The sequence below is a fragment of the Sphingobacterium yanglingense genome (assembly GCF_004363245.1).
GTDB classification, from domain to species: Bacteria; Bacteroidota; Bacteroidia; order Sphingobacteriales; family Sphingobacteriaceae; genus Sphingobacterium; species Sphingobacterium yanglingense.
In genome coordinates, this window is the sequence record NZ_SNYV01000011.1 from 1,436,704 (window position 1) to 1,456,943 (window position 20,240).

The 20,240-nt window shown below is 39.4% G+C and carries 23 protein-coding genes; 11 read left to right on the top strand and 12 right to left on the bottom strand.

The genetic code is table 11. The features are described from left to right. Positions 1–59 precede the first annotated feature (59 nt). Positions 60–443, bottom strand: a complete 384-nt coding sequence (locus CLV99_RS08310) for a hypothetical protein (RefSeq protein WP_133584011.1) — start codon at positions 441–443, stop codon at positions 60–62. A 251-nt stretch (positions 444–694) separates the two neighbouring features. On the opposite strand from CLV99_RS08310, the gene glmS reads away from it, so the two are divergent. Genes glmS through CLV99_RS08325 form a run of 3 tightly spaced genes read left to right on the top strand, consistent with a single transcriptional unit; the run spans position 695 to position 5,703 of the window. Next, entirely contained in the window at positions 695–2,536 is a 1,842-nt protein-coding gene (gene glmS, locus CLV99_RS08315) for a glutamine--fructose-6-phosphate transaminase (isomerizing) (protein ID WP_133584012.1), read from the top strand. Between the two features lie 4 nt (positions 2,537–2,540). After that, entirely contained in the window at positions 2,541–4,715 is a 2,175-nt protein-coding gene (locus CLV99_RS08320) for a DUF4954 family protein (protein ID WP_133584013.1), read from the top strand. 37 nt (positions 4,716–4,752) lie between these two features. Next, entirely contained in the window at positions 4,753–5,703 is a 951-nt protein-coding gene (locus tag CLV99_RS08325; RefSeq protein ID WP_133584014.1) for an alpha/beta fold hydrolase, read from the top strand. On the opposite strand, the gene CLV99_RS08330 is transcribed toward CLV99_RS08325, so the two are convergent. The 5 genes from CLV99_RS08330 to CLV99_RS08350 form a co-directional block, all read right to left on the bottom strand. After that, positions 5,683–6,225 carry a GNAT family N-acetyltransferase gene (locus CLV99_RS08330; protein ID WP_133584015.1) on the bottom strand — a complete coding sequence of 181 codons (543 nt, stop codon included), beginning with the start codon at positions 6,223–6,225 and terminating at the stop codon, positions 5,683–5,685. The two genes, CLV99_RS08325 and CLV99_RS08330, sit on opposite strands and share 21 nt — an antisense overlap. Before the next feature lie 12 nt (positions 6,226–6,237). Continuing rightward, entirely contained in the window at positions 6,238–7,401 is a 1,164-nt protein-coding gene (locus CLV99_RS08335; protein ID WP_133584016.1) for an ABC transporter permease, read from the bottom strand. A 2-nt stretch (positions 7,402–7,403) separates the two neighbouring features. Continuing rightward, positions 7,404–8,372 (bottom strand): HlyD family secretion protein, encoded by a 969-nt coding sequence (locus CLV99_RS08340; RefSeq protein ID WP_133584017.1) that lies wholly within the window; start codon positions 8,370–8,372, stop codon positions 7,404–7,406. 154 nt (positions 8,373–8,526) lie between these two features. Next, positions 8,527–9,918 carry a TolC family protein gene (locus tag CLV99_RS08345; RefSeq protein ID WP_133584018.1) on the bottom strand — a complete coding sequence of 464 codons (1,392 nt, stop codon included), beginning with the start codon at positions 9,916–9,918 and terminating at the stop codon, positions 8,527–8,529. Positions 9,919–10,002: 84 nt separating this feature from the next. Next, positions 10,003–10,563 carry a Crp/Fnr family transcriptional regulator gene (locus tag CLV99_RS08350; protein WP_133584019.1) on the bottom strand — a complete coding sequence of 187 codons (561 nt, stop codon included), beginning with the start codon at positions 10,561–10,563 and terminating at the stop codon, positions 10,003–10,005. A gap of 218 nt (positions 10,564–10,781) precedes the next feature. Here CLV99_RS08350 and rpsF point away from each other — a divergent pair, with 218 nt between their 5' ends. The 8 genes from rpsF to CLV99_RS23185 all read left to right on the top strand — a co-directional run bounded on the left by rpsF (position 10,782) and on the right by CLV99_RS23185 (position 15,052). Then, positions 10,782–11,150, top strand: coding sequence for a 30S ribosomal protein S6 (gene rpsF / locus CLV99_RS08355; RefSeq protein WP_133584020.1), 369 nt, complete (start codon positions 10,782–10,784; stop codon positions 11,148–11,150). Next, positions 11,150–11,413, top strand: coding sequence for a 30S ribosomal protein S18 (gene rpsR / locus CLV99_RS08360; RefSeq protein ID WP_021072256.1), 264 nt, complete (start codon positions 11,150–11,152; stop codon positions 11,411–11,413). Before rpsF ends, rpsR begins: the two co-directional genes overlap by 1 nt. Positions 11,414–11,427: 14 nt before the next feature. Beyond that, on the top strand, positions 11,428–11,871 hold the full coding sequence (gene rplI, locus CLV99_RS08365; RefSeq protein WP_133584021.1) for a 50S ribosomal protein L9: 444 nt from the start codon (positions 11,428–11,430) through the stop codon (positions 11,869–11,871). A 174-nt stretch (positions 11,872–12,045) separates the two neighbouring features. After that, positions 12,046–12,366 (top strand): LPXTG cell wall anchor domain-containing protein, encoded by a 321-nt coding sequence (locus CLV99_RS08370; protein WP_133584022.1) that lies wholly within the window; start codon positions 12,046–12,048, stop codon positions 12,364–12,366. 5 nt (positions 12,367–12,371) lie between these two features. After that, positions 12,372–13,028: an HAD family hydrolase gene (locus tag CLV99_RS08375; protein WP_133584023.1), complete on the top strand. Its 657-nt coding sequence runs from the start codon at positions 12,372–12,374 to the stop codon at positions 13,026–13,028. A gap of 27 nt (positions 13,029–13,055) precedes the next feature. Continuing rightward, on the top strand, positions 13,056–14,180 hold the full coding sequence (mqnC, locus tag CLV99_RS08380; protein ID WP_133584024.1) for a cyclic dehypoxanthinyl futalosine synthase: 1,125 nt from the start codon (positions 13,056–13,058) through the stop codon (positions 14,178–14,180). Positions 14,181–14,201: 21 nt separating this feature from the next. Continuing rightward, positions 14,202–14,762 carry an SMC-Scp complex subunit ScpB gene (gene scpB / locus CLV99_RS08385; RefSeq protein ID WP_133584025.1) on the top strand — a complete coding sequence of 187 codons (561 nt, stop codon included), beginning with the start codon at positions 14,202–14,204 and terminating at the stop codon, positions 14,760–14,762. A gap of 125 nt (positions 14,763–14,887) precedes the next feature. Next, positions 14,888–15,052, top strand: a complete 165-nt coding sequence (locus CLV99_RS23185) for a hypothetical protein (RefSeq protein ID WP_162850064.1) — start codon at positions 14,888–14,890, stop codon at positions 15,050–15,052. Between the two features lie 59 nt (positions 15,053–15,111). Here the strand turns inward: CLV99_RS23185 and CLV99_RS08390 are convergent, their stop codons facing one another. The 6 genes from CLV99_RS08390 to CLV99_RS08415 form a co-directional block, all read right to left on the bottom strand. Then, a complete protein-coding gene (locus CLV99_RS08390; RefSeq protein WP_133584026.1) occupies positions 15,112–15,441 on the bottom strand; it encodes a helix-turn-helix domain-containing protein in 330 nt (109 codons plus the stop codon). Positions 15,442–15,511: 70 nt separating this feature from the next. Continuing rightward, positions 15,512–16,885 carry a Mur ligase family protein gene (locus CLV99_RS08395; protein ID WP_133584027.1) on the bottom strand — a complete coding sequence of 458 codons (1,374 nt, stop codon included), beginning with the start codon at positions 16,883–16,885 and terminating at the stop codon, positions 15,512–15,514. A 2-nt stretch (positions 16,886–16,887) separates the two neighbouring features. Further along, positions 16,888–17,727 carry a 50S ribosomal protein L11 methyltransferase gene (prmA, locus tag CLV99_RS08400; protein ID WP_133584028.1) on the bottom strand — a complete coding sequence of 280 codons (840 nt, stop codon included), beginning with the start codon at positions 17,725–17,727 and terminating at the stop codon, positions 16,888–16,890. Positions 17,728–17,731: 4 nt separating this feature from the next. Beyond that, on the bottom strand, positions 17,732–18,496 hold the full coding sequence (tpiA, locus tag CLV99_RS08405) for a triose-phosphate isomerase (RefSeq protein WP_133584029.1): 765 nt from the start codon (positions 18,494–18,496) through the stop codon (positions 17,732–17,734). 22 nt (positions 18,497–18,518) lie between these two features. Continuing rightward, positions 18,519–19,715 (bottom strand): putative sugar nucleotidyl transferase, encoded by a 1,197-nt coding sequence (locus CLV99_RS08410; protein WP_133584030.1) that lies wholly within the window; start codon positions 19,713–19,715, stop codon positions 18,519–18,521. A 67-nt stretch (positions 19,716–19,782) separates the two neighbouring features. Further along, a complete protein-coding gene (locus CLV99_RS08415) occupies positions 19,783–20,031 on the bottom strand; it encodes a type B 50S ribosomal protein L31 (RefSeq protein ID WP_133584031.1) in 249 nt (82 codons plus the stop codon). Positions 20,032–20,240 lie beyond the last annotated feature (209 nt).

Sequence of the window (20,240 nt, forward strand, 5' to 3'; positions counted from 1 at the left end):
TAGTAAAAAAACAATTAAAATAAAGAGCCCATGAGCTTAACTTTAACAGCGTTTTAATCCTATAAATTGAACCGTCTTATAAAAAGGAATAGATTATTAGAACCCGAATAATGGTTCCTTGGCAGGTGCACCCTTGAAGAATTTTGGGAAACACCTAAAAATAAAAAACACAAGAAAGCCAACAACAATACCGAAGGAGAAAAATCGATATCAGAAGAGCCTACTTTTACTACGTTTTCTTTAGTCTCCAGTACACAAGGAACCTCCGAAGAAGTGACTATTTTAGATTGTTTGATTGTCAATCCAGAAGATGTCTGTGATGCCGAGCTATGTTTAATAGATGCCTTTATAGGGCAAGAAGTCAGAATAAAGACCATAAAAATACCCAATATTCGCATAACACATGCAAATGAGCTACTTTTTATGGTGTATAGATTATTCATTAATACAAATATAGACTATTCCTCCTCAGAATAAAATAGATGTAACGCCTATTTTACCTTTTCCAGGTCCCATTCGACATACTAGAAGTATCCTACCCAATAAGATATTGACAGCATTAACTTTCAAAACTTTCCATTTTGTCATCTATACCACTAAAAAAATATCTTTTTGAAAAAACGGCTTATGCAATCGATTGTTTAGAAGTAATTATTTACTTTTGTTGTCCTATTAACAGATTAAACTTGATACTATGTGTGGAATTGTCGGCTATGTAGGCCATCGACAAGCATACCCTTATTTAATAGAGGGATTGCGCAAACTAGAATACCGCGGATACGATAGCGCAGGAATAGCGCTCCATTCTCAACAACAATTGCTAATAACCAAGACAGCTGGTAAGGTAGCTGCATTAGAAGAGTTGACAAAATCATCGGACCTTTCGGCCAATACGGGAATCGGACATACAAGATGGGCCACGCACGGTGTCCCCTCCGATCAGAATGCCCATCCCCACCGTTCACAAAATGGAAAATTAGCATTGGTACACAACGGCATCATCGAGAACTATGCGACCATAAAAGAAGAACTGCTAAAAAAAGGCTATACCTTCAAAAGTGATACAGATTCCGAAGTGTTGCTCAATTTCATTGAAGACATCAAAACAAATAATACCTGTACACTCGAAGAAGCAATACGTATTGCCTTAAAACGTATTACCGGAGCTTATGTCATTCTTGTACTAGACGAAGATAGCCCAGACACTATTATAGCAGCAAGAAAAGGCAGCCCTCTCGTCATCGGAATCGGCAATGGAGAACATTTCTTGGGTTCCGATGCCTCTCCTATGTTGGGGCACACCAGAGAAGTCGTCTATATCAATGACTACGAACTGGCCATTATAAAACCCGATGAACTAATATTAAAAAACTTAGGCAACGATACCGTAACACCCTTCGTACAAAAATTGGACATGGAATTGGCCAGTATAGAGAAAGCAGGCTACCCGCACTTCATGTTGAAGGAAATATTTGAGCAACCCAAAGCGATTCAGGATTGCTTAAGAGGACGACTGGACAGCACTACCCATCAGATTACCTTAAGTGGCTTAGAAAAAGTAAAAAATAAACTTCTTGCTGCACAGCGCATCATTATTGTCGCCTGTGGTACCAGCTGGCATGCTGCCCTTCTAGCGGAATATTGGATAGAAGAACTATGTCGTGTCCCTGTTGAAGTAGAATACGCTTCTGAGTTCAGATACAGAAACCCCATAGTAGGCCAAGATGACCTAATCATAGCCATATCACAAAGTGGAGAAACTGCAGATACACTCGTAGCACTTGAAAATGCAAAACTACACGGCGCCACGATATTCGGCATCGTCAATGTTGTTGGATCATCTATTGCACGGCTATCTGATTCCGGTATATATACGCATGCTGGACCAGAAATAGGGGTAGCCAGTACAAAAGCTTTTACAACCCAACTTGCTGCGCTTTTACTATTCGCGATCAAACTCGCGCAGTACAAACAGACAATAGATACGCCTACAAGCGATACCCTCATCAACGAACTACATGCCGTACCGGATAAGGTACAGGAGATACTAAACACCCAACTCGAAAAGATAAAGCGTATCGCACATAAATATGTGGACGCAAAAGACTTTCTATACCTGGGTCGCGGCTATAACTTTCCAATAGCATTGGAAGGCGCACTAAAACTCAAAGAAATCTCTTACATCCATGCCGAAGGCTATCCGGCTGCCGAAATGAAACATGGACCGATTGCATTAGTCGACGAAAACCTACCTGTGTTATTCATTGCTACAAAAGATAAAATACAGGAAAAGATAATCAGCAATATGCAAGAGATTAAAGCCCGTTCGGGACAACTCATTGCGCTGCTGTCAACGGATGATACTTTAGTTTCTTCTATGGCCGACGACAGTATAGAAATACCCGAAGCACACGAAATCATAGCACCTATACTATCCACTATCCCGCTACAATTATTGGCCTACTATATAGGTATTGACAGAGGCTGTGATGTAGACAAACCTAGAAATCTAGCTAAATCAGTAACGGTAGAATAAAACGATGACATTCATTTCAAAAGAACCGCTACACAACTTGGGGTATGGTTTTATACCTGAAAAAGAGGTATCACACCCAACAAACGAGTACGATATACGTAACCAGCAGTTAGGAACAGACAACGAATTCAGGGAACTGACGTCCCAAGAAATACAACAGCTGATCAACCAACTCAATTACAGCTCGGACTGGTCAAAGGTACGGGTTAGTGACCCCTTCTTTCCAGAACAGATTCAGCATTCCAAATTTTATGGATTAGTGAGACTAGGTCCTATGGAACAGACTTACCTCTCCTATAGAGATTTACGCCTTCCAACAGGGATCTACAGCTCGACGATAGTGAGCTCCGATATCGGAGCATGTTGCGCTATACATCATGTACGTTATATGGCGCATTTCATTATTGGAGAACAGGTTATACTCTCCAACATCAATGAAATGGAAACCAGTAATAACGCTAAATTTGGAAATGGTATCCTCAAAGAAGGAGAATCTCCAGACAAAAGGATTTGGATGGAACTATGTAATGAAAATGGGGGGCGATCCGTCGTCCCCTTCGATGGTATGCAGGCTGCTGATGTCTACCTATGGTCACGCCATCGCGAAGATAGCATATTCCAAAACCGCTTGTTAGAAATAACGGACAGACACTTTTCCGTACAACGAGGACACTATAGCACCATAGCTGACAATGTGGTATTGAAGAACTCAAATACCATCAAAGACGTCAAAATTGGTTCTTATGCATACATAAAAGGAGTAAACAAACTAAAAAATGTAACCGTAAACTCAAGCAAAGAAGCGTTTACACAAATTGGAGAAGGATGTGAGATCGTAAATGGAATAATTGGTTACGGCTGTCGTGTTTTTTACGGAGTCAAAGCAGTTAGGTTTATACTATCGTCACATTCCCAACTAAAATATGGAGCCAGACTGATCAATTCTTTTTTAGGTGACAACTCAACCATATCCTGTTGTGAAGTACTCAACTCACTACTGTTCCCTTCTCACGAGCAGCACCACAATAACTCCTTCCTCTGTGCAGCATTGATAAAAGGACAAAGCAATATGGCTGCGGGAGCCACAATCGGTTCCAATCATAATTCAAGAGCTGCAGATGGTGAAATAATAGCTGGAAGAGGCTTTTGGCCTGGTCTATGTGTCAGCATCAAACACAACTCAAAATTTGCATCTTACACCTTACTCGTAAAAGGCGACTTTCTACATGAACTCGATATCAGAATACCGTTCTCTCTTGTCAGCAATGAAGCCGATAAAAACCGATTACTGATAGTTCCTGGATACTGGTTTCTATACAACATGTATGCGCTAATGCGTAATACAACCAAATTCAACGACCGCGACAAACGAACACTCAAAAATCAATATCTTGAGTACGATGTTCTAGCTCCAGACACGGTCAACGAAATGTTTAGCGCACTACACGAGATAGAAATAGCGGTAGGCAAGACCTGGGCAGATACAGCACTTGAGACCACCCCACAGCTACTTGGGCGAAAACTCCTGATGGATACCGGCTTTGATCTAAACAAACGCGAGATATACCTCACAGACACCGAATTCTCTAATCGTAAAGTCGTACTAGTGAAAGCGAGAGAGTGTTATCAAACATTCAAACGTATGATTCATTATTACGGAGCAGTACACTTAGCAGATTGTCTTGAAAAAGGCACATGTGGTACTCCAGAGTCAGGCATTTCGCCTAAGGAAAGAGAGCAATTTGATAATATAGGCGGTCAACTGATTCCCCAACAACATATCACAACCCTCATCCAGGACATTAAGACCGAAAAAGTCAACTCTTGGAATCAGGTACACCAACGGTATCACATTTGGAGTAAACTATACCCACAAAGTAAAACCGATCACGCTTTAGCCTCTTTAGCAGAGATTACACAAACATCACCCACAGACTGGGATATAGATTTTATCAAGCATGTATTAGCACAGAGCCTCGACACAAAAAAATGGATTTATAGCGAAATCAAAAAATCAAGAGGAAAAGACTATGAAAACCCTTTTAGAATGCTGACCTATAACTCCAAAGAAGAAATGGAAAAAGTAGTCGGAAAATTGGAGGAAAATAGTTTCTTGATTAAGCAACAGGAAGAGTTCAATCGCTACGAAGAAAAAATTATTAAAATAACAACAAAATAAATATCGTACCTTAGTCTTATCATAAATTAAGCTCACGATGTTAAATACAAGTACAGGCCATATCAAAGTTGGAAGCCCCCAAGATGCTGCAGCACCATATGGCTTGTACACGACTTATGTCACCCCAAGTAGCAAAGAATTAAAGGGATCGGTCTTGGTCCTTCACGGGATGCAGGAACATAGTGGCAGGTATATACAATTTGCAGAATACCTCGCTGCTGTTGGATTCGCTGTACTGCTTTATGATCATATAGGTCATGGCAATACCGCGATTGATGATACCGCACAAGGTTACTTTCAAAAAGAAAGGCCTCAAGAAAGACTAATTAACGATGCCATAGCGCTACATCGCCACTTAAAGGATAAACACCCTGACCATCCCCATTTTATCATCGGACATTCCATGGGTTCCTTTATTACCCGATGTGTATTACAACGAGTAGGAAACGAGTTCGATGGAAGCGTATGGATAGGTACCGGAGCCAAGACTCCAGGAGCGGAGGCTTTTAAGGTGCTCCTAGCCTTACTCCAGAAAATAAACCCTAAAAAACGGAGCAAACTGATCAATGGTATCTTCAGTAAGATGAACAATACCAAGTTTCGGCATGAACCAGACTTTGACGACAGCAGCTGGCTAAGCCTGAGCAAGACAAATAGAGAGCGCTTTAAACAAGATCCGCTTTGTGGCATTCCTTTTACCAACAATGCCTTCCACACGTTACTGACTTTACTATTATTAGCAACAAAAAAAGGATGGCAAAACACCATCCCGAAAAGCCTTCCAATTCTCTTGATAAGTGGTCAAGACGACCCTATTGGTGATTTTGCTAAGGGAATAAAAAAAACAGAAAAACAACTTAAGGAAAATGGCTTCCGAGACGTAAGTGTTATCACCTATCCAGCGAAAAGACATGAAATCCTTCAGGAAGAAAATAACATGGAAGTTTTTTCGGCTATAGCACAATGGTTACTTTCCCATGCCAGATGACGCAATGTCCAATAACTTCTCAAAAGCTTGGCGTTGCGCCCCACCCCGAAAATACACCTCACCACAATACACATACCCCAACTTATCAAACACCCGCAACATTCCCACATTATCAAAATTGGTATCTACTTTAATACTTAAGCGTTCCTGAGATAAACTTATCTTCTCAGCCTCCTGCATCATCCAGGTTCCTAATCCCTTTATAACATCGCTCTGTGAAACAGCTAGTCGATGTATCACTGTATAAGGCCGATCCGTAAGCCATTTAACCGTTAGAGCCTCATAGGCCGGTTCAACAGCACCGATTACAGCAATATAGGCCACAATCCTCCCTCCTATACGCTCAGCCACAAATCCATATCCCTTTTCAACATCTTCCACGATGACCTCACGGTTAGGATAACCATCCTGCCACTGGTCTGACCCATCATTACGACGTTTTACTATCGCCTCAGCGACTACATCCCAGACTGCATCTACATCGGCAGCCGTAGCCTTACGAAAACTAATATCCGACAACATACGTTTATATACTTAAGCTTTTTCAGCCTTTTTAACCTTATTAATTTTAAATTGTAAAAGTATTATGGAAGCTATTAAAGAAATACCACCAATCCATACCAGTCCCCATACAGGTTCCTTTATAAGATCCGCAGTTCCCTGTTCGATAATCATGGTTCTAAAAATCTGAAGGTAGTGCGTGAGTGGGATCAATTTAGATAACCAGACGATCCAATCCGGCATCTGACTCAACGGCCAGGTAAAACCACTCAGTATAAATGACGGAGTAGCGATAACCATCAATATCTCCGTAGCCTTCAACTGACTCGGAATAGCGATACTGACCAGTATACCCAAGAAAGCAACAGAAAGCAAGAACAGAAAAGAAGCCCCGAAAAACGCAAACCCTTCAACATGCAAAGGCATCCTATAAAACACAGAATAACCGTAGTACAAACCATAGATCAAAAAGGACATCAGTACATAAGGAGTAATCTTCACCAGAATCAAAACAAAAACATTCGAACTCTTACCGACAAGCTCGCGGAAAGTATTGTTTTCAAATTCAGATGCGAAGCTCAGCGCCAACCCCAACATCATTACCTGCTGCAATACAGTAAGCAAAACACCTGGCAGCATAAAGTATAGATAATTACCGCTGCGTATGTTCTGCTTAACAATAGTCGTCTTAAACGGTTCATATTGCTGCTCCGCAACATAAGCTGGTACCCCTTTCTTCTCTTGGGATTTGATTTGTATCCCCGCCTTCATGGTTCCTGCACACACATTGACCGCCATCATGGCATAGTTTGATGTCAACGTATTAGAAGCATTAACAAATAAAGTCAACTCGGTGCTGCGATTATAATTGACATCAGAAGAAAAATTCTTCGGAATATGAACAACAACAGTTGCCTCCTTTTCTAAAGCAGCCTCTTTAGCACCAAAGGGATCCGCCATTAGCTCAGCAACATAAATGACCTCATTCTCATTGAACATATCAATAAGTTGCCTGGACAAAGGGCTGCGGTCCTCATCCACCACTATGATTGGCAAATGCGTCACCTTACCTTTTTTATATACCCCTCCTACAAGAACACCATACATAACAGGGGCTCCTAAAAAAAGAATGAGCAATACCTTATTCTGATAGAACAAAGCAAACTCTCTCTTAATCAAACTCCAAAAGTTACCCATAATTACTTCTCGTCTTTAACGATAAATGTCGCTTTAGTTAACAATTCCTTATCATCCGCAGCACTTGTAGGACGTAAACGAACCTCAAACAATGTTTCTTGTTGTTCAAAGTCAGGATAAGCTGTACTAATACTGGCATAGTTACTCAATGACTTGATTGTCTCTACCTGAGCACTCAAGGTTTTATTATCTAAGTAAGGAATTGCCAGTGTTTTTATAGCTCCTTTTTGAAAGTCTTTGATACGGCTTTCTGGAATCGTAACTCTAAAATAAGCTCCATCCGATACATACCCTGAAGCTAGGCTATACCCAGCCAAAGCCAACTCACCGACTTTGAGGTTGATTGTTTCGATTGACATGTCCTGAGGAGCGATTACATAACGCTCCTTTGCAGCGACATTGACTTCCGAAACTGCTCCTATCGCCCGTTCCTTTTGCCCCAGCGCCATTTTTTGTTGTTCGATACGAGCACCATTTTTCACATCGGCCAACTCCGCTTGAGCTGCCAGATATTGATTTTTTGCCCCTTGGTATTTGGCATAGATTTCGTCATACTTCTGCTGCGCAACCAAGGAATCCCGAAGCAAATTTTTCATCCGATCAAGGGACTTTTGTGCAAAATCATATTGTTCCTTCAATCCCGCCACCTTAGCATTAAGTTGGGTCAACTGACCATCGGTAGCACCCTTTACCGCCATGTCATATTGTGCCTGTGCCGCCTCGAGAGCTCCCTGCGCTTGAACCGATTTTGCATCTACTTCAGGCAACTCCAAAATAATCAATGTATCACCTTTATGAACCAACTGCCCCTCCTCAACTAAAATCTGATGAATCTTACCTGGTATCTTTGTAGTCACAGAGATCTGATCCCGTTCGATTTTACCTTCTAGAGATTTTTGTTGCTTCCCGTCCTTGTTTGAACATCCTTGTACTAATAACGCGACGAAAGCTATATAAAACGTATTTTTCATTGTTAATAATTATTTATAACGATGCAGACTATAGTATTAACAGATTGCTCTTCTTTTTCTAAACCGCAATAAGACTGTATCATCTTTTTTTTTTCTATTCTATCTATATATTCCCAATGCCCATCTTAAAAATATGGGGCGAAAAATCCATAACCTATCTTGTAATGGTATCGTAAAGATTTCCATTGGCCTTAAGCAGTTCCGTAACCGCATTACGCTGATTCAGAATCTGACTATAATAACTTAAAGACTGCTTATAAAATTCATTCTCCGCTTCTAAGCGCTCGGTGACATCACTCAATCCCTCTTCAAACTGACGCGAAGCCAAATGCAGGTTATTTTTTGCAATAGCTACCTGTTGTTGATTTACACCTATTTTCTTAAGACCCAACTCATAGTCAGCGCGGGTTTTACGTTGTAATAAGCTTAGTTTTTCGCGGGTGTCTTCCAATTTGTTTTCATTGATCTGAATATCAAGCTTAGCCCGTTCGATAGCACTTTTGTGCGTCTTGCCCTCAAAAACATTCCATTTCATACCTATTCCTACAGCGTAGTTTGGAGCTAACTGCAAATGGTTCGTCTTCATTTTAACATCGCCCACCTGTCCAACATCCTTCAATGTAAAACGAGAATCAAAAGCATTCAGATAAGAAACACTACCAAAAGCAAAGACTAATGGCAACTTCCCGCCCTTTTCCTTCTGTAGTGCATAATCATAAGCTTTCTGTGATGCCTCAAGAGCCTGTAACTCCTTACGGTTCATCACTGTAGCTTCATCCAAAGCAAGAATAATCTCCGACAATGGATAGACAACAGACTCTAAATCAACCTTATCCAGACCGGTCAGTTCTTGCAATTTGTAGTACAACAACTCCCGATTACTTTCCACTTCCGCTTTTTTATTTTCCAACTCCAACATCGCTAACTTCAGCTTATCCCGATCATAAGGAATCGCTAACCCATTATCTATAGCCTTCACCACCTTCTGATGCTCTTTATTCAACCGCTTCTCCGAATCAGCAATAAGTACATCTACTTCACGTAATAACATCAGTTGATCAAAAGAAAATAATACCTCTTGAGCAATTTGATCACGTCCAGCCTCCTGCATTAACGACTGAGCTCTGAATTTCTGTTCTAAAGCCTTCTGTCCGTTCGTAATCTGTAAACCACTAAAAATAACCTGCTTAGCGGTCACACCTGCTAATGCAATCTGTGTAGATAGGTTAGACCTTTGCGATCCTTCAAACAGATTAATACCAGTAATAGGAAGATGATGTGTTGGCAAATCCAAATCAACACTACTGTTTAGATAGCCATAACCGCCGTGCAGGGATACTGTTGGAAGAAACTTCCCCTTTACTTCTTCCCGCTCTAAAGCTACTTTTTGGTTTTCCAAATAAGCATTTTGCATCCCCTTATTATGTCTTACAGCCTGCTCGACAGGTGCCCTAAAACTGGTCAACTGTTCTTGTGCCAATAAACTCCCAGAGATACTGCTTCCCAAAGAAAAGAGAAGAAAAATACAACAATACCTATATTTCATACCAAATTAATTTCATACCATTTTTATAAACAAGACAAAACTACGCCTAAATTGTTAGTAAAAATTTAAGATATCTTAAAAAAATCACTTCAACCCGCGTATAACTGAAAGAGTTTGCTGTGAAACACCTAGAAAAGAAGCTATATGCCCAAGCGTGGCCTTTTGAAACAGGGCTGGGTTTTCAGCAATCAGTGACTGATAACGCTCACTCGCCGTTTCAAACTGCATATTGTAAAAGCGCTTAGAAAAATTTATCAAAGAATCCAGGAGAATCCGCTGTATGATATGGTTCATCGTAATATCCGTAGCTGCCAGCTCTTGTATCGCCGAAAACGGGACCCGCGTAATACGGGTATCACTAAGCGCCTGAAAACCAAATACCGAAGGCTTGTCATAATAAAGGCTCTCTATCCCGGTACCAAAAGTATCAGGGCCAAAAAAATAATGGGTTACATCCTTCTTACCTTTATTATAATAAATCCGTGTAAAACCGCTCACCACAAAATAAACATGCTTCAAATAACTACCTGGAGAAAACACAATAGCTCCCTTATCATATTGTTTGGTTTCTGAAATAGTGGTAAATACAAATTCAATCTCATCATTTATAGGATATAGACTCTTTAAATAGTCAATAATTCTCATAGTTCGTCTTTAAATATAGCCATTGGCCAATTAGACTTGAATATATCCATTTTAACACCACATATCCAAACTCATTCAAAAAGTATTTAAAAAAACTGATGGATATAGAAAATCAATCTAACATTTTTTAAAACCTCTTGATAATAAAAAGAAAAATATTCATATCTTTGCACTTCCGTAAGTACGGAAACTTTAAATTAACATAATTATTTAAAAAAATGCAACAGTACGAATCTGTAATCATTCTTACCCCGTTGCTTTCAGAAGATGCTGCGAAAGAAGTAATCGCAAAATTCAAAAGCATCCTTACAGAAGGCGGAGCCGAAATTATCGCTGAAGATAATTGGGGTTTGAAAAAATTAGCGTATCCAATCCAGAAAAAAACAACTGGATTTTATCACTTAACTGAATTCAAGGCTCCAGGTGAATTAATTAAAAAATTAGAGCTTGAATACAAGCGCGATGAGCGTGTGATGCGCTTCTTAACTATCGCTCTAGATAAGCACGCAGTTGCTTATAGCGAGAAAAAACGCAGCGGTGCATTCAACAAGAAAGCTGAAACTAAAACTGAGGAGGTAGCAAACTAATGTCAAAAGAAAACATCCAATACGTGACAGCTCCTAAAGTAGAGGACAACCGTAAAAAATACTGTCGTTTCAAGAAAAACGGTATTAAGTACATCGACTACAAAGACGCAAACTTCTTAATGAAATTTGTTAATGATCAAGGTAAAATATTACCTCGTCGTCTTACTGGTACATCATTGAAATTCCAACGTAAAGTAGCTCAAGCCGTGAAACGTGCGCGTATCATCGGATTAATGCCTTACGTAGCTGATTCATTAAAATAAGGAGGATACGATAAATGGAAATTATATTAAAACAAGATGTTAAACACCTTGGTGAAAAAGACGATATCGTAGTAGTAAAACCTGGTTTCGGACGCAACTACTTAATTCCTCAAGGATTTGCTATTTTGGCAACAACATCAGCAAAGAAAGTATTGGCTGAGAACATCAAACAAGCTCAGTTCAAACAAGAGAAAATCAAGAAAGATGCAACAGAATTAGCAACTAAATTAGAAAACGTTAAGCTTTCTATCGGTGCTAAAGCTGGTGAAACAGGAAAAATCTTTGGTAAAGTAAACAGCATTCAAATTGCAGACGCATTGAAAGCACAAGGTTACGAAGTAGATCGCCGCCGTATTACTTTCGAAGTAGAGCCTAAAACATTAGGTGAGTACGTAGCTAACTTAAACTTACACAAAGAAGTTAAAGTTCAAGTTCCTTTCGAAGTAATCGCTGAGTAATCAGTACACGATTAAAATATTGAGGAGATAATGAAAATTATCTCCTCTTTTTTTATACCCCAACTCCTTCAAACTAGGCCAAACATACTATACCGAGGGCCTCAAACCCAAGCAAAAGCTAGTAGATAAAGAAAGTTTTACCTATTTTTGGTCAAAACAAAAGAAGTATCTGATATGAGGCCAAAAACGATCATTATTGCAATCCTACTCGCAATCGTTGTCATTATACTATTTAATAATAAAGAAGAAAGTACCTTTTGGTTTTTTGGAGAGATTAGAACCTCAAAACTTATTCTACTCGCAGTGTTTTATGTATTAGGTATGATTACGGGGGGAATCCTTTTTAGACGTCGTAAAAAACACCCAAAAGAATACGCGGTGACCAACCCAAATACACCTACAATAGCCACTACAGATACAGATACCCCGACTTCATCACCATATGCGCCAACAGCATTATCAGATGAAGACCGTGAATTTATTAGAAGAGACTAAATAATATGCAGGAACTCGCTTTACTATTTGATATGGATGGAGTAATAGCCCATACAAACCCATACCATTCGAAAGCCTTTGAGGCATTCTTTGATAAACACAACATCTCCTATAGCCTTCCAGAGTTTGAAGAACACATGTATGGAAAACACAACTCCTATATTATGTCTCACTTCTTCAAAAGACCGATTACAGGCGATGAACTTCTCCAGCTAGAAGAAGAGAAAGAAGCACTCTTCCGCCAAATATATGCTAATCATATACAGGACTTACCTGGATACATTCCTTTCTTAAATCAAGCCAAACAGCAAGGTATAAAAACAGGCGTAGCGACTTCAGCACCACGAGCCAATATGGATCTCATCATTGACGGCCTACATATACGCAATATGATGGAATCCTTTATGTCCAGTGAAAATGTGATAAAGCACAAACCCGACCCCGAGGTTTATCTTAAATCTGCAGCAAACCTCAATATTCCGACCGACCGATGTATCGTATTTGAAGATTCCTTCTCTGGAATTTCAGCAGCTATTAATGCCAATATGAAGGTCGTTGGCGTTTTGAGTTCACACACTAAAAACGAACTTCCTCCTTGCGACTTATATATATCAGATTACTCCGAACTACAGCTTAATAGCGTTCTTAATCTTATTGATTAATTAAAAAACTACTTATCTTTGTCTGTGATGAATGTTCAAGATTTATTAGCGCGCGCGCTCCAATTTGACTTTCTTTCCAAGGAAGAAGGCATATACCTATATCATAATGCACCCACGACTCAATTAGCTCACGTAGCTAATCTACTTCGAAAAAAACAAGTACCACACGGCAAGGTGACTTGGCAAATTGATAGAAATGTAAATACAACCAACGTTTGTATAGCCAACTGCAAATTCTGTAATTTTTTCAGACGCCCAGGGCATGAAGACAGCTATATAACAGACATAGAAACCTATAAAGAAAAAATTGAAGAGACCTTCAAATACGGTGGAGATCAACTCCTGTTACAAGGAGGCCACCACCCTGACTTAGGAATAGCGTTCTATCAAAACCTTTTCAAACAGTTGAAGGAACTCTACCCTACACTCAAATTACATTCCTTAGGCCCTCCGGAAATAGCGCACATCGCCAAATTAGAGGGAATGTCACATATTGATGTACTCACCACGCTCAAAGAAGCAGGGTTAGACTCACTCCCTGGAGCTGGAGCAGAGATACTAAACGATCGCGTGAGAAGATTAATTTCGAAAGGAAAATGTGGCGGCCAAGAATGGCTTGATGTCATGCGTGCAGCGCACAAAATCAACCTGCCTACCTCCGCAACGATGATGTTTGGGCATATCGAAACCATCGAAGAACGCTTCGAACACCTCGTCTGGATTCGTGAAGTACAGAGTGAAAAGCCAATCGACCACCATGGTTTTATAGCTTTCATACCTTGGCCCTTCCAAGACGATGGCACATTGCTGAAAAGACTACGCGGCATCGCTAATAATGTGACTGGAGATGAGTACATACGTATGATTGCATTAAGTCGGATCATGCTTCCAAATATCAAGAATATTCAGGCATCCTGGCTTACAGTCGGAAAGCCGATTGCACAGATGTGCTTACATAGTGGGGCTAATGATTTTGGGTCTATCATGATAGAGGAGAATGTGGTTTCCGCTGCTGGGGCACCACACCGATTTACTTCAAAATCCATACAGGACGCCATAATAGAGGCTGGTTTTGAACCCCAACTGCGTACGCAAACCTATCAATTTAGAGAAATTCCGGAATCAATGGTTGAACAGGTCATAAATTACTGATAAAGTCTTAAAAATATACCGATGAAAGACATTATGCTTAATATTGAAGCATTGATTTTTGCTTCTGAAGAAGGAATTTCCGCTATCGAGATCAAGAACGTTCTGCAAGACGCGCTTCTAATCGAAATCAATAAGGATGAAGTACTATCCTTTCTTGACAAAATAAAATTAAAATATCAAGGTGAAGACTCCGTCTTTACCTTATCTCCCATCAACAACAAGTACCAGTTTCTGACAAAGGTAATTTATCATGATGCTATTAATCAATTACAAGCGCATCGGGATCGCAAGAAGCTAAGCCAGGCAGGACTAGAGACGCTCTCCATCATTGCCTATAGACAGCCGATTACCAAGCTCGAAGTTGAACAGATTCGAGGAGTAAACTGCGACTACTCCATACAACGTTTATTAGAAAAGGACCTTATAAAAATTGTAGGAAAAGCAGAAAGTATTGGAAAGCCTCTGCTTTATGCTACTAGTGATCAATTTATGAATCACTTCGGCATCAATTCCGTTAAAGACCTTCCTCAACTTAAGGATATTATCAACGAAGAAAATAGCATCGGCGAGATTATAGAATAAGGCAAAACCGAAACTACAAAACAACGCACTGATAATCAATCGTATATTTTTAAAAAAAAGTTTTAAGTTTTGATTTTCTTATCTAATTTTACGCTAGAATTAATAACAGAAAGAATTAGCTTACTATGATGAACGAGAGTGTCGAAAAGGTTGAAATTGACGAGGATTTAATCAATTTTAATGGTCCAGAGGACGATTCGGATGACTTTGATGATGATGATTTCGGATTAGAAATTGACTCTATAGGTGGGTTTGATGATTTTGATGATGAGGATGAAGATGATTTCTAAATCTCCGTTATAAAAATAGTCCACTTATACAGAAAAAGCGATTTTAAAAATCGCCTTTTCTATTTTTGGTGTAGCTGTTCGTATAAATCGATGACCTTCTTTTGCAAGTCTATGACCTCAATTTCTCGGAGTTGCAGCTTTCTACCTAATTCATTCATCTCGTCCATCCGGTCCTTATCGTCATCTGTATCTGAAGTAGACAACAATTGAACTAGTGACAAACCAAATAATTTAGAAATCTGGTTCAGACGAGACAAATTCACATCCGTTATACCAGTTTCAATTTTTGAAAAAGCAGGAATGGATATATCCAACCGCTTTGCAACATCCTCTTGGCTCCAGCCCTTCTGATGTCTTAATAATCTAATCTTCTTTCCTAAAGCATTCATTTGGTAAATGTTATGTTTTACCTCAAAAGTAAAAATAAATTGTTAAAATAAAAAGAAAATCAAAAACAGTTTAGTCTATTTTCGTTAAAAATTTATCTGCAAACTTGAGCATATTAATACCACTGTAATTACTTGAGCTCATGAACAACATGTTATAACCTTGGCTATCAAACACTTCCAAGAACCCATACAAATCAACAGGCTCTGTGATAACCAATAAATTCGGATGATTAAACACCTTGACGATTTTATCAACAATATTATCTAAAACTACATTTTTTTCTTTTATACTACTCTTATTGATAAAAACAATAGAGGTATCGGACTCCAGCATACTACTATCGTATTGCTCTAACTTCCCCCCTTCAATAACATCGTAAGGATTCAACTCGATAATTGTCAGCAACTTAAAATCAGAAAACTGTTCCTTTATGGCATGTATGCTAGATCTCAACTTAGTCGGGGTATGGGCAAAATCCTGATAGACCACACTTCCCTCAGCACTAGCCACAAACTCAAGGTAACGAATAGAACTCTTAAAGTCCTTTATTGCAGCATAAAACTCTTCTCTCTTTATACCCAACCATTCGCAAACCGTATATGCTCCCGCAATATTTGATAAATTTTGCTTACCTATAATCTGCAAAGGAATTTCCTCTTCACCGACCTGAAGATAAGTTACACCCTTATTAATCGTATAATTTGGCACCCTATAACCATGTCTATTGATCTTACAATCCTTAGTCTCCCCTACAATCTTCACGACATTATTATCTTCCTTATTATAGATCAACGTCCCTTTCGGAACGATCGTATCAATAAAGGTCTCAAACTGATGGAGATACTCCTCTTCAGTCATAAGCATCTTAAAATTATCCCATTGTATATTACTTATCAACGCAATATTAGGATGATAATAATGGAATTTGGAATGTAAATCAATCGATGAGGCATAGAACTCATCCCCCTCAATAAGCATTATAGGAGCACTCGACGTTAGCTTAATCAAAGAATCAAATCCCTCTAGCTTGGCCCCTACAAGGTAATCAAAGTCCCGATTTAAGTATTTTAGCACATGCATGACCATACTCGTTATCGTAGTCTTACCATATGTGCCGGCAATCACTACTCGAGTCTTATCAATACTATGTTCATACACGAACTCTGGAAATGAATAAATCTTAACACCTAACTCTTGTGCCTTGGCCAATTCGACATTGTCTGCCGAAGCGTGTTTACCCAAAATCACAGCATCGATATCAGATGTAATCCGGTCTCCATCCCAACCAATATTTGCCGGCAACAAACCAGCTTCTTGAAGTCGGGATTTGGAAGGTTCCACAATCTGATCGTCAGAACCCGTTACCTGATGCCCTAATTTGGCTAAACTTATAGCCAAATTATGCATCACACTACCTCCAATAGCTATAAAATGTATTCGCATGATTATCCTTTAACAAACTTCGCCGCACACCATTTATCCATTACCTTCATCTCTTGAAAAGAAAAACCTATAGACTCACATTTACTCTTTAAAATATCCAGGTCATCCCCTTCGTAAAAACCACTTAAATATAAGTCCCCTCCCACTTCCAACACACTAGCATAGGTATCCAATTGGTCTAACAAAATATTTCTATTAATGTTTGCCAATATCACATCAAACTCCCCACCTACAATTACATCTTTAGAGCCCAAACGGCTTTCTAAATTAGTGATATGGTTAAGCTGCTTATTCTCTTCTACGCTATCTACACAAATAGGGTCATAGTCCACGGCCACCAAAGAAGATGCTCCACGCTTAGCAGCGAGAATGGCAAGAATACCTGTACCACAGCCCATATCCAATACTCTTTTCCCCTCAAAATCGTTGGCCAAAATAAAAGAAAGCATCATCGAAGTAGTTTGATGATGCCCTGTACCGAAAGACATCTTAGGATCAATGACGATCTCATAATCATAAGTAGGCTTAGGCTGATGAAAAGTAGCCCGTACATAACAAGCATCATCAACCAAAATTGGATTAAAATTACTCTCCCAAAGGGTATTCCAATTCTGCTCTTCGATTTCGCTTACCGTATAATCCAGCTGATAACCCGACACCTGTACCAACAGCAAGGTTTCCAAAGCTTGGATATCCACATTCGAGCTAGGAATATAACCTACAAAACCATCTTCGTTATCCTCAAACGTATCAAAACCAATATCCCCAAGCTCTGCAATAAGCAAATCTTTCTGCCACTCCTCAATGTCGGCACTCACAAAATTAACAGCTGTATATTTCATTATTTTAGTTAAATACTTTCACAATTTCCAAGAAATCTCTTGACTTCAGAGAGGCACCACCAATCAGTCCTCCATCTATATCCTTTTGAGCAAACAATGTAGATGCATTAGATGGATTTGCACTTCCTCCATAAAGAATAGTAGTAGACTCCGCTGCCTCAGCACCATACTGTTTTGCAATAGTTTCACGAATAAAAGCATGCACCTCCTGTGCCTGCTCTGGCGATGCTGTCAATCCTGTTCCAATAGCCCAAACAGGCTCATAGGCAAGAACAACAGACGCAAAGTCATTCTGATCTAAATGGAAAACGCCAGCTTCCAACTGCGTCTTTATAACCTCAAAAAAGCGACCGGATTCACGCTCTTCCTTTGTCTCACCAATACAAAATATAGGTTTCAAACCGTGCTTCAACGCTGCATTCAACTTCTCTGCAAGTATTGCATCCGTCTCGCCAAAATAGGCTCTACGCTCCGAATGACCTAAGATAACATATTGAGCTCCTACTGACTTAACTTGGGATGCCGAGACTTCCCCTGTATAAGCACCTGACTCTGCTTGGTGAATATTCTGAGCACCGATATGAACGTTAGCGGCAGAAGCCCCCAATTTAGCAATAGAAGAAAGATGAATAAATGGACTACAAACCACAACTTCCTGATTTCCGATCACCTCATCCTTGACCATATTCACAATCTCCGAAAAAAGACTAACTCCTTCTTCGTAACCAAGATTCATTTTCCAATTTCCTGCTACAATGTTTTTACGCATGATAATATGTGTTTAGTGTTGATTAATTTTCATTATATGTTAGACCTCTTTTATAAATAAAAGAAAAAATACGTTCGTCCTCTTCCTTATACTGTTCTTGTTTCAAGACTGATTTACGTCGCATCATAGCAAGGAATTCCTCAAAAATATAGGAACTTTTTGCCTCATCCGTCAACCAACTGAAGTCTTCCACAAATTTGGGAATAAAATTTGAAATTGCAATCTGACATCCCACTCCAATCACCGTTCCTGTATTAATTTTTGAATTAATTCCTAACATTACCTGATCTCCCATTATCACTCCGCATTTTTGCATCCCTGTATCCCGCATTTTGCCTGTGGAATAATCATAAAGACGTACATTTTTCCAATCATTCCTCAGATTAGAGTTGCTGCTACCAGCTCCAATATTACACCCCTCTCCTAGCACAGCACACCCTAGATATCCCAAATGTCCCTTGGCAGAATTTCCCCAAATAACCGTATTATTGACTTCGCCGCACACTGTGCTAAACGGCCCAATGCTCACATTTGGATAAAGTACAGTTCCGCTTTTGACCCGACAGCCCGAGCCGATAGAAACTGGACCATACACCACCACTCCGGCCTCCAACACAGCTCCAGCCCCTACATGAATAGGCCCTTTACTTGAATCAAGAACACAGGCACCCACTATCGCTGATTCAGCAATATAAAACTCAGAACCAACAAAAGAACAACTAGAATAATTCAATGGAGAAGAAACACTACCACCGACATAAGGTAAATCAAAGACAATTTGTTCCGCATTGTGTCGATAAATATCCTCCGGATATTCCAACCGTCGATGCTCATAAGCAGAGACCACCGTCAGAGCTTCATCCAGTACTCTCCCCTCAAAGTGATCCAACGTAGATAAACGAACAGCAATCCAATCACCCGTGGCCGAAACCAGCTTTTGTCCGACTTCAAGCATGCCAAGCTCATAAACTAACTCCGTATTTGGCAAAATAGCACCATCGATAAGCAGAACATCTTTATCCGCGCAGACCGAAGCTGGAAACTTTTCCCGCAAATAGCCTGTTGTCAGGTAAGAGACCTCTACATTAAAAATCTGTCGCCATTTCTCATCCAAGGTAAATATACCTACACGCAGGTTACCCGTAGGACGCGTCGAAGTCAGGGGCATTAACCGCTCTCGAGAAGAACAATCATCAAATAATAAGATCGAAAAAGACATAGCCTAAAATACAAAAAATCCCGATAATGCACTTATCGGGATTCTGAACCATAATGAAGTATGGTAATTATTTCTTGTTGTAACGAGTACGGAATTTATCGATACGTCCTGCTGTATCAACCAATTTCATCTTACCAGTATAGAAAGGGTGCGATGTATGAGAAATCTCCAATTTAACCAATGGATACTCATTACCATCTTCCCAAGTGATTGTTTCTTTAGTATCTACACATGATTTAGTTACAAAAGCATAGTCATTTGACATGTCTTTAAAAACAACTAATCTGTAGTTTGATGGATGCAAATCTTTTTTCATTTTATCTTATGATTACTACTATATATTCAACAATTGAGGTGCAAAGATAATCTATTTAACATCAAAATGCAAAATATTATTTATCCACACCCTATTAATTATCCACCTATTAATAAAGCGAACCCTTAATAAGGGACAAAAGTAACAATATTTTAAAACATAAGAACATTATTAAATCTTTTTTTATCTACGTTTTTGCTATTTTTGCT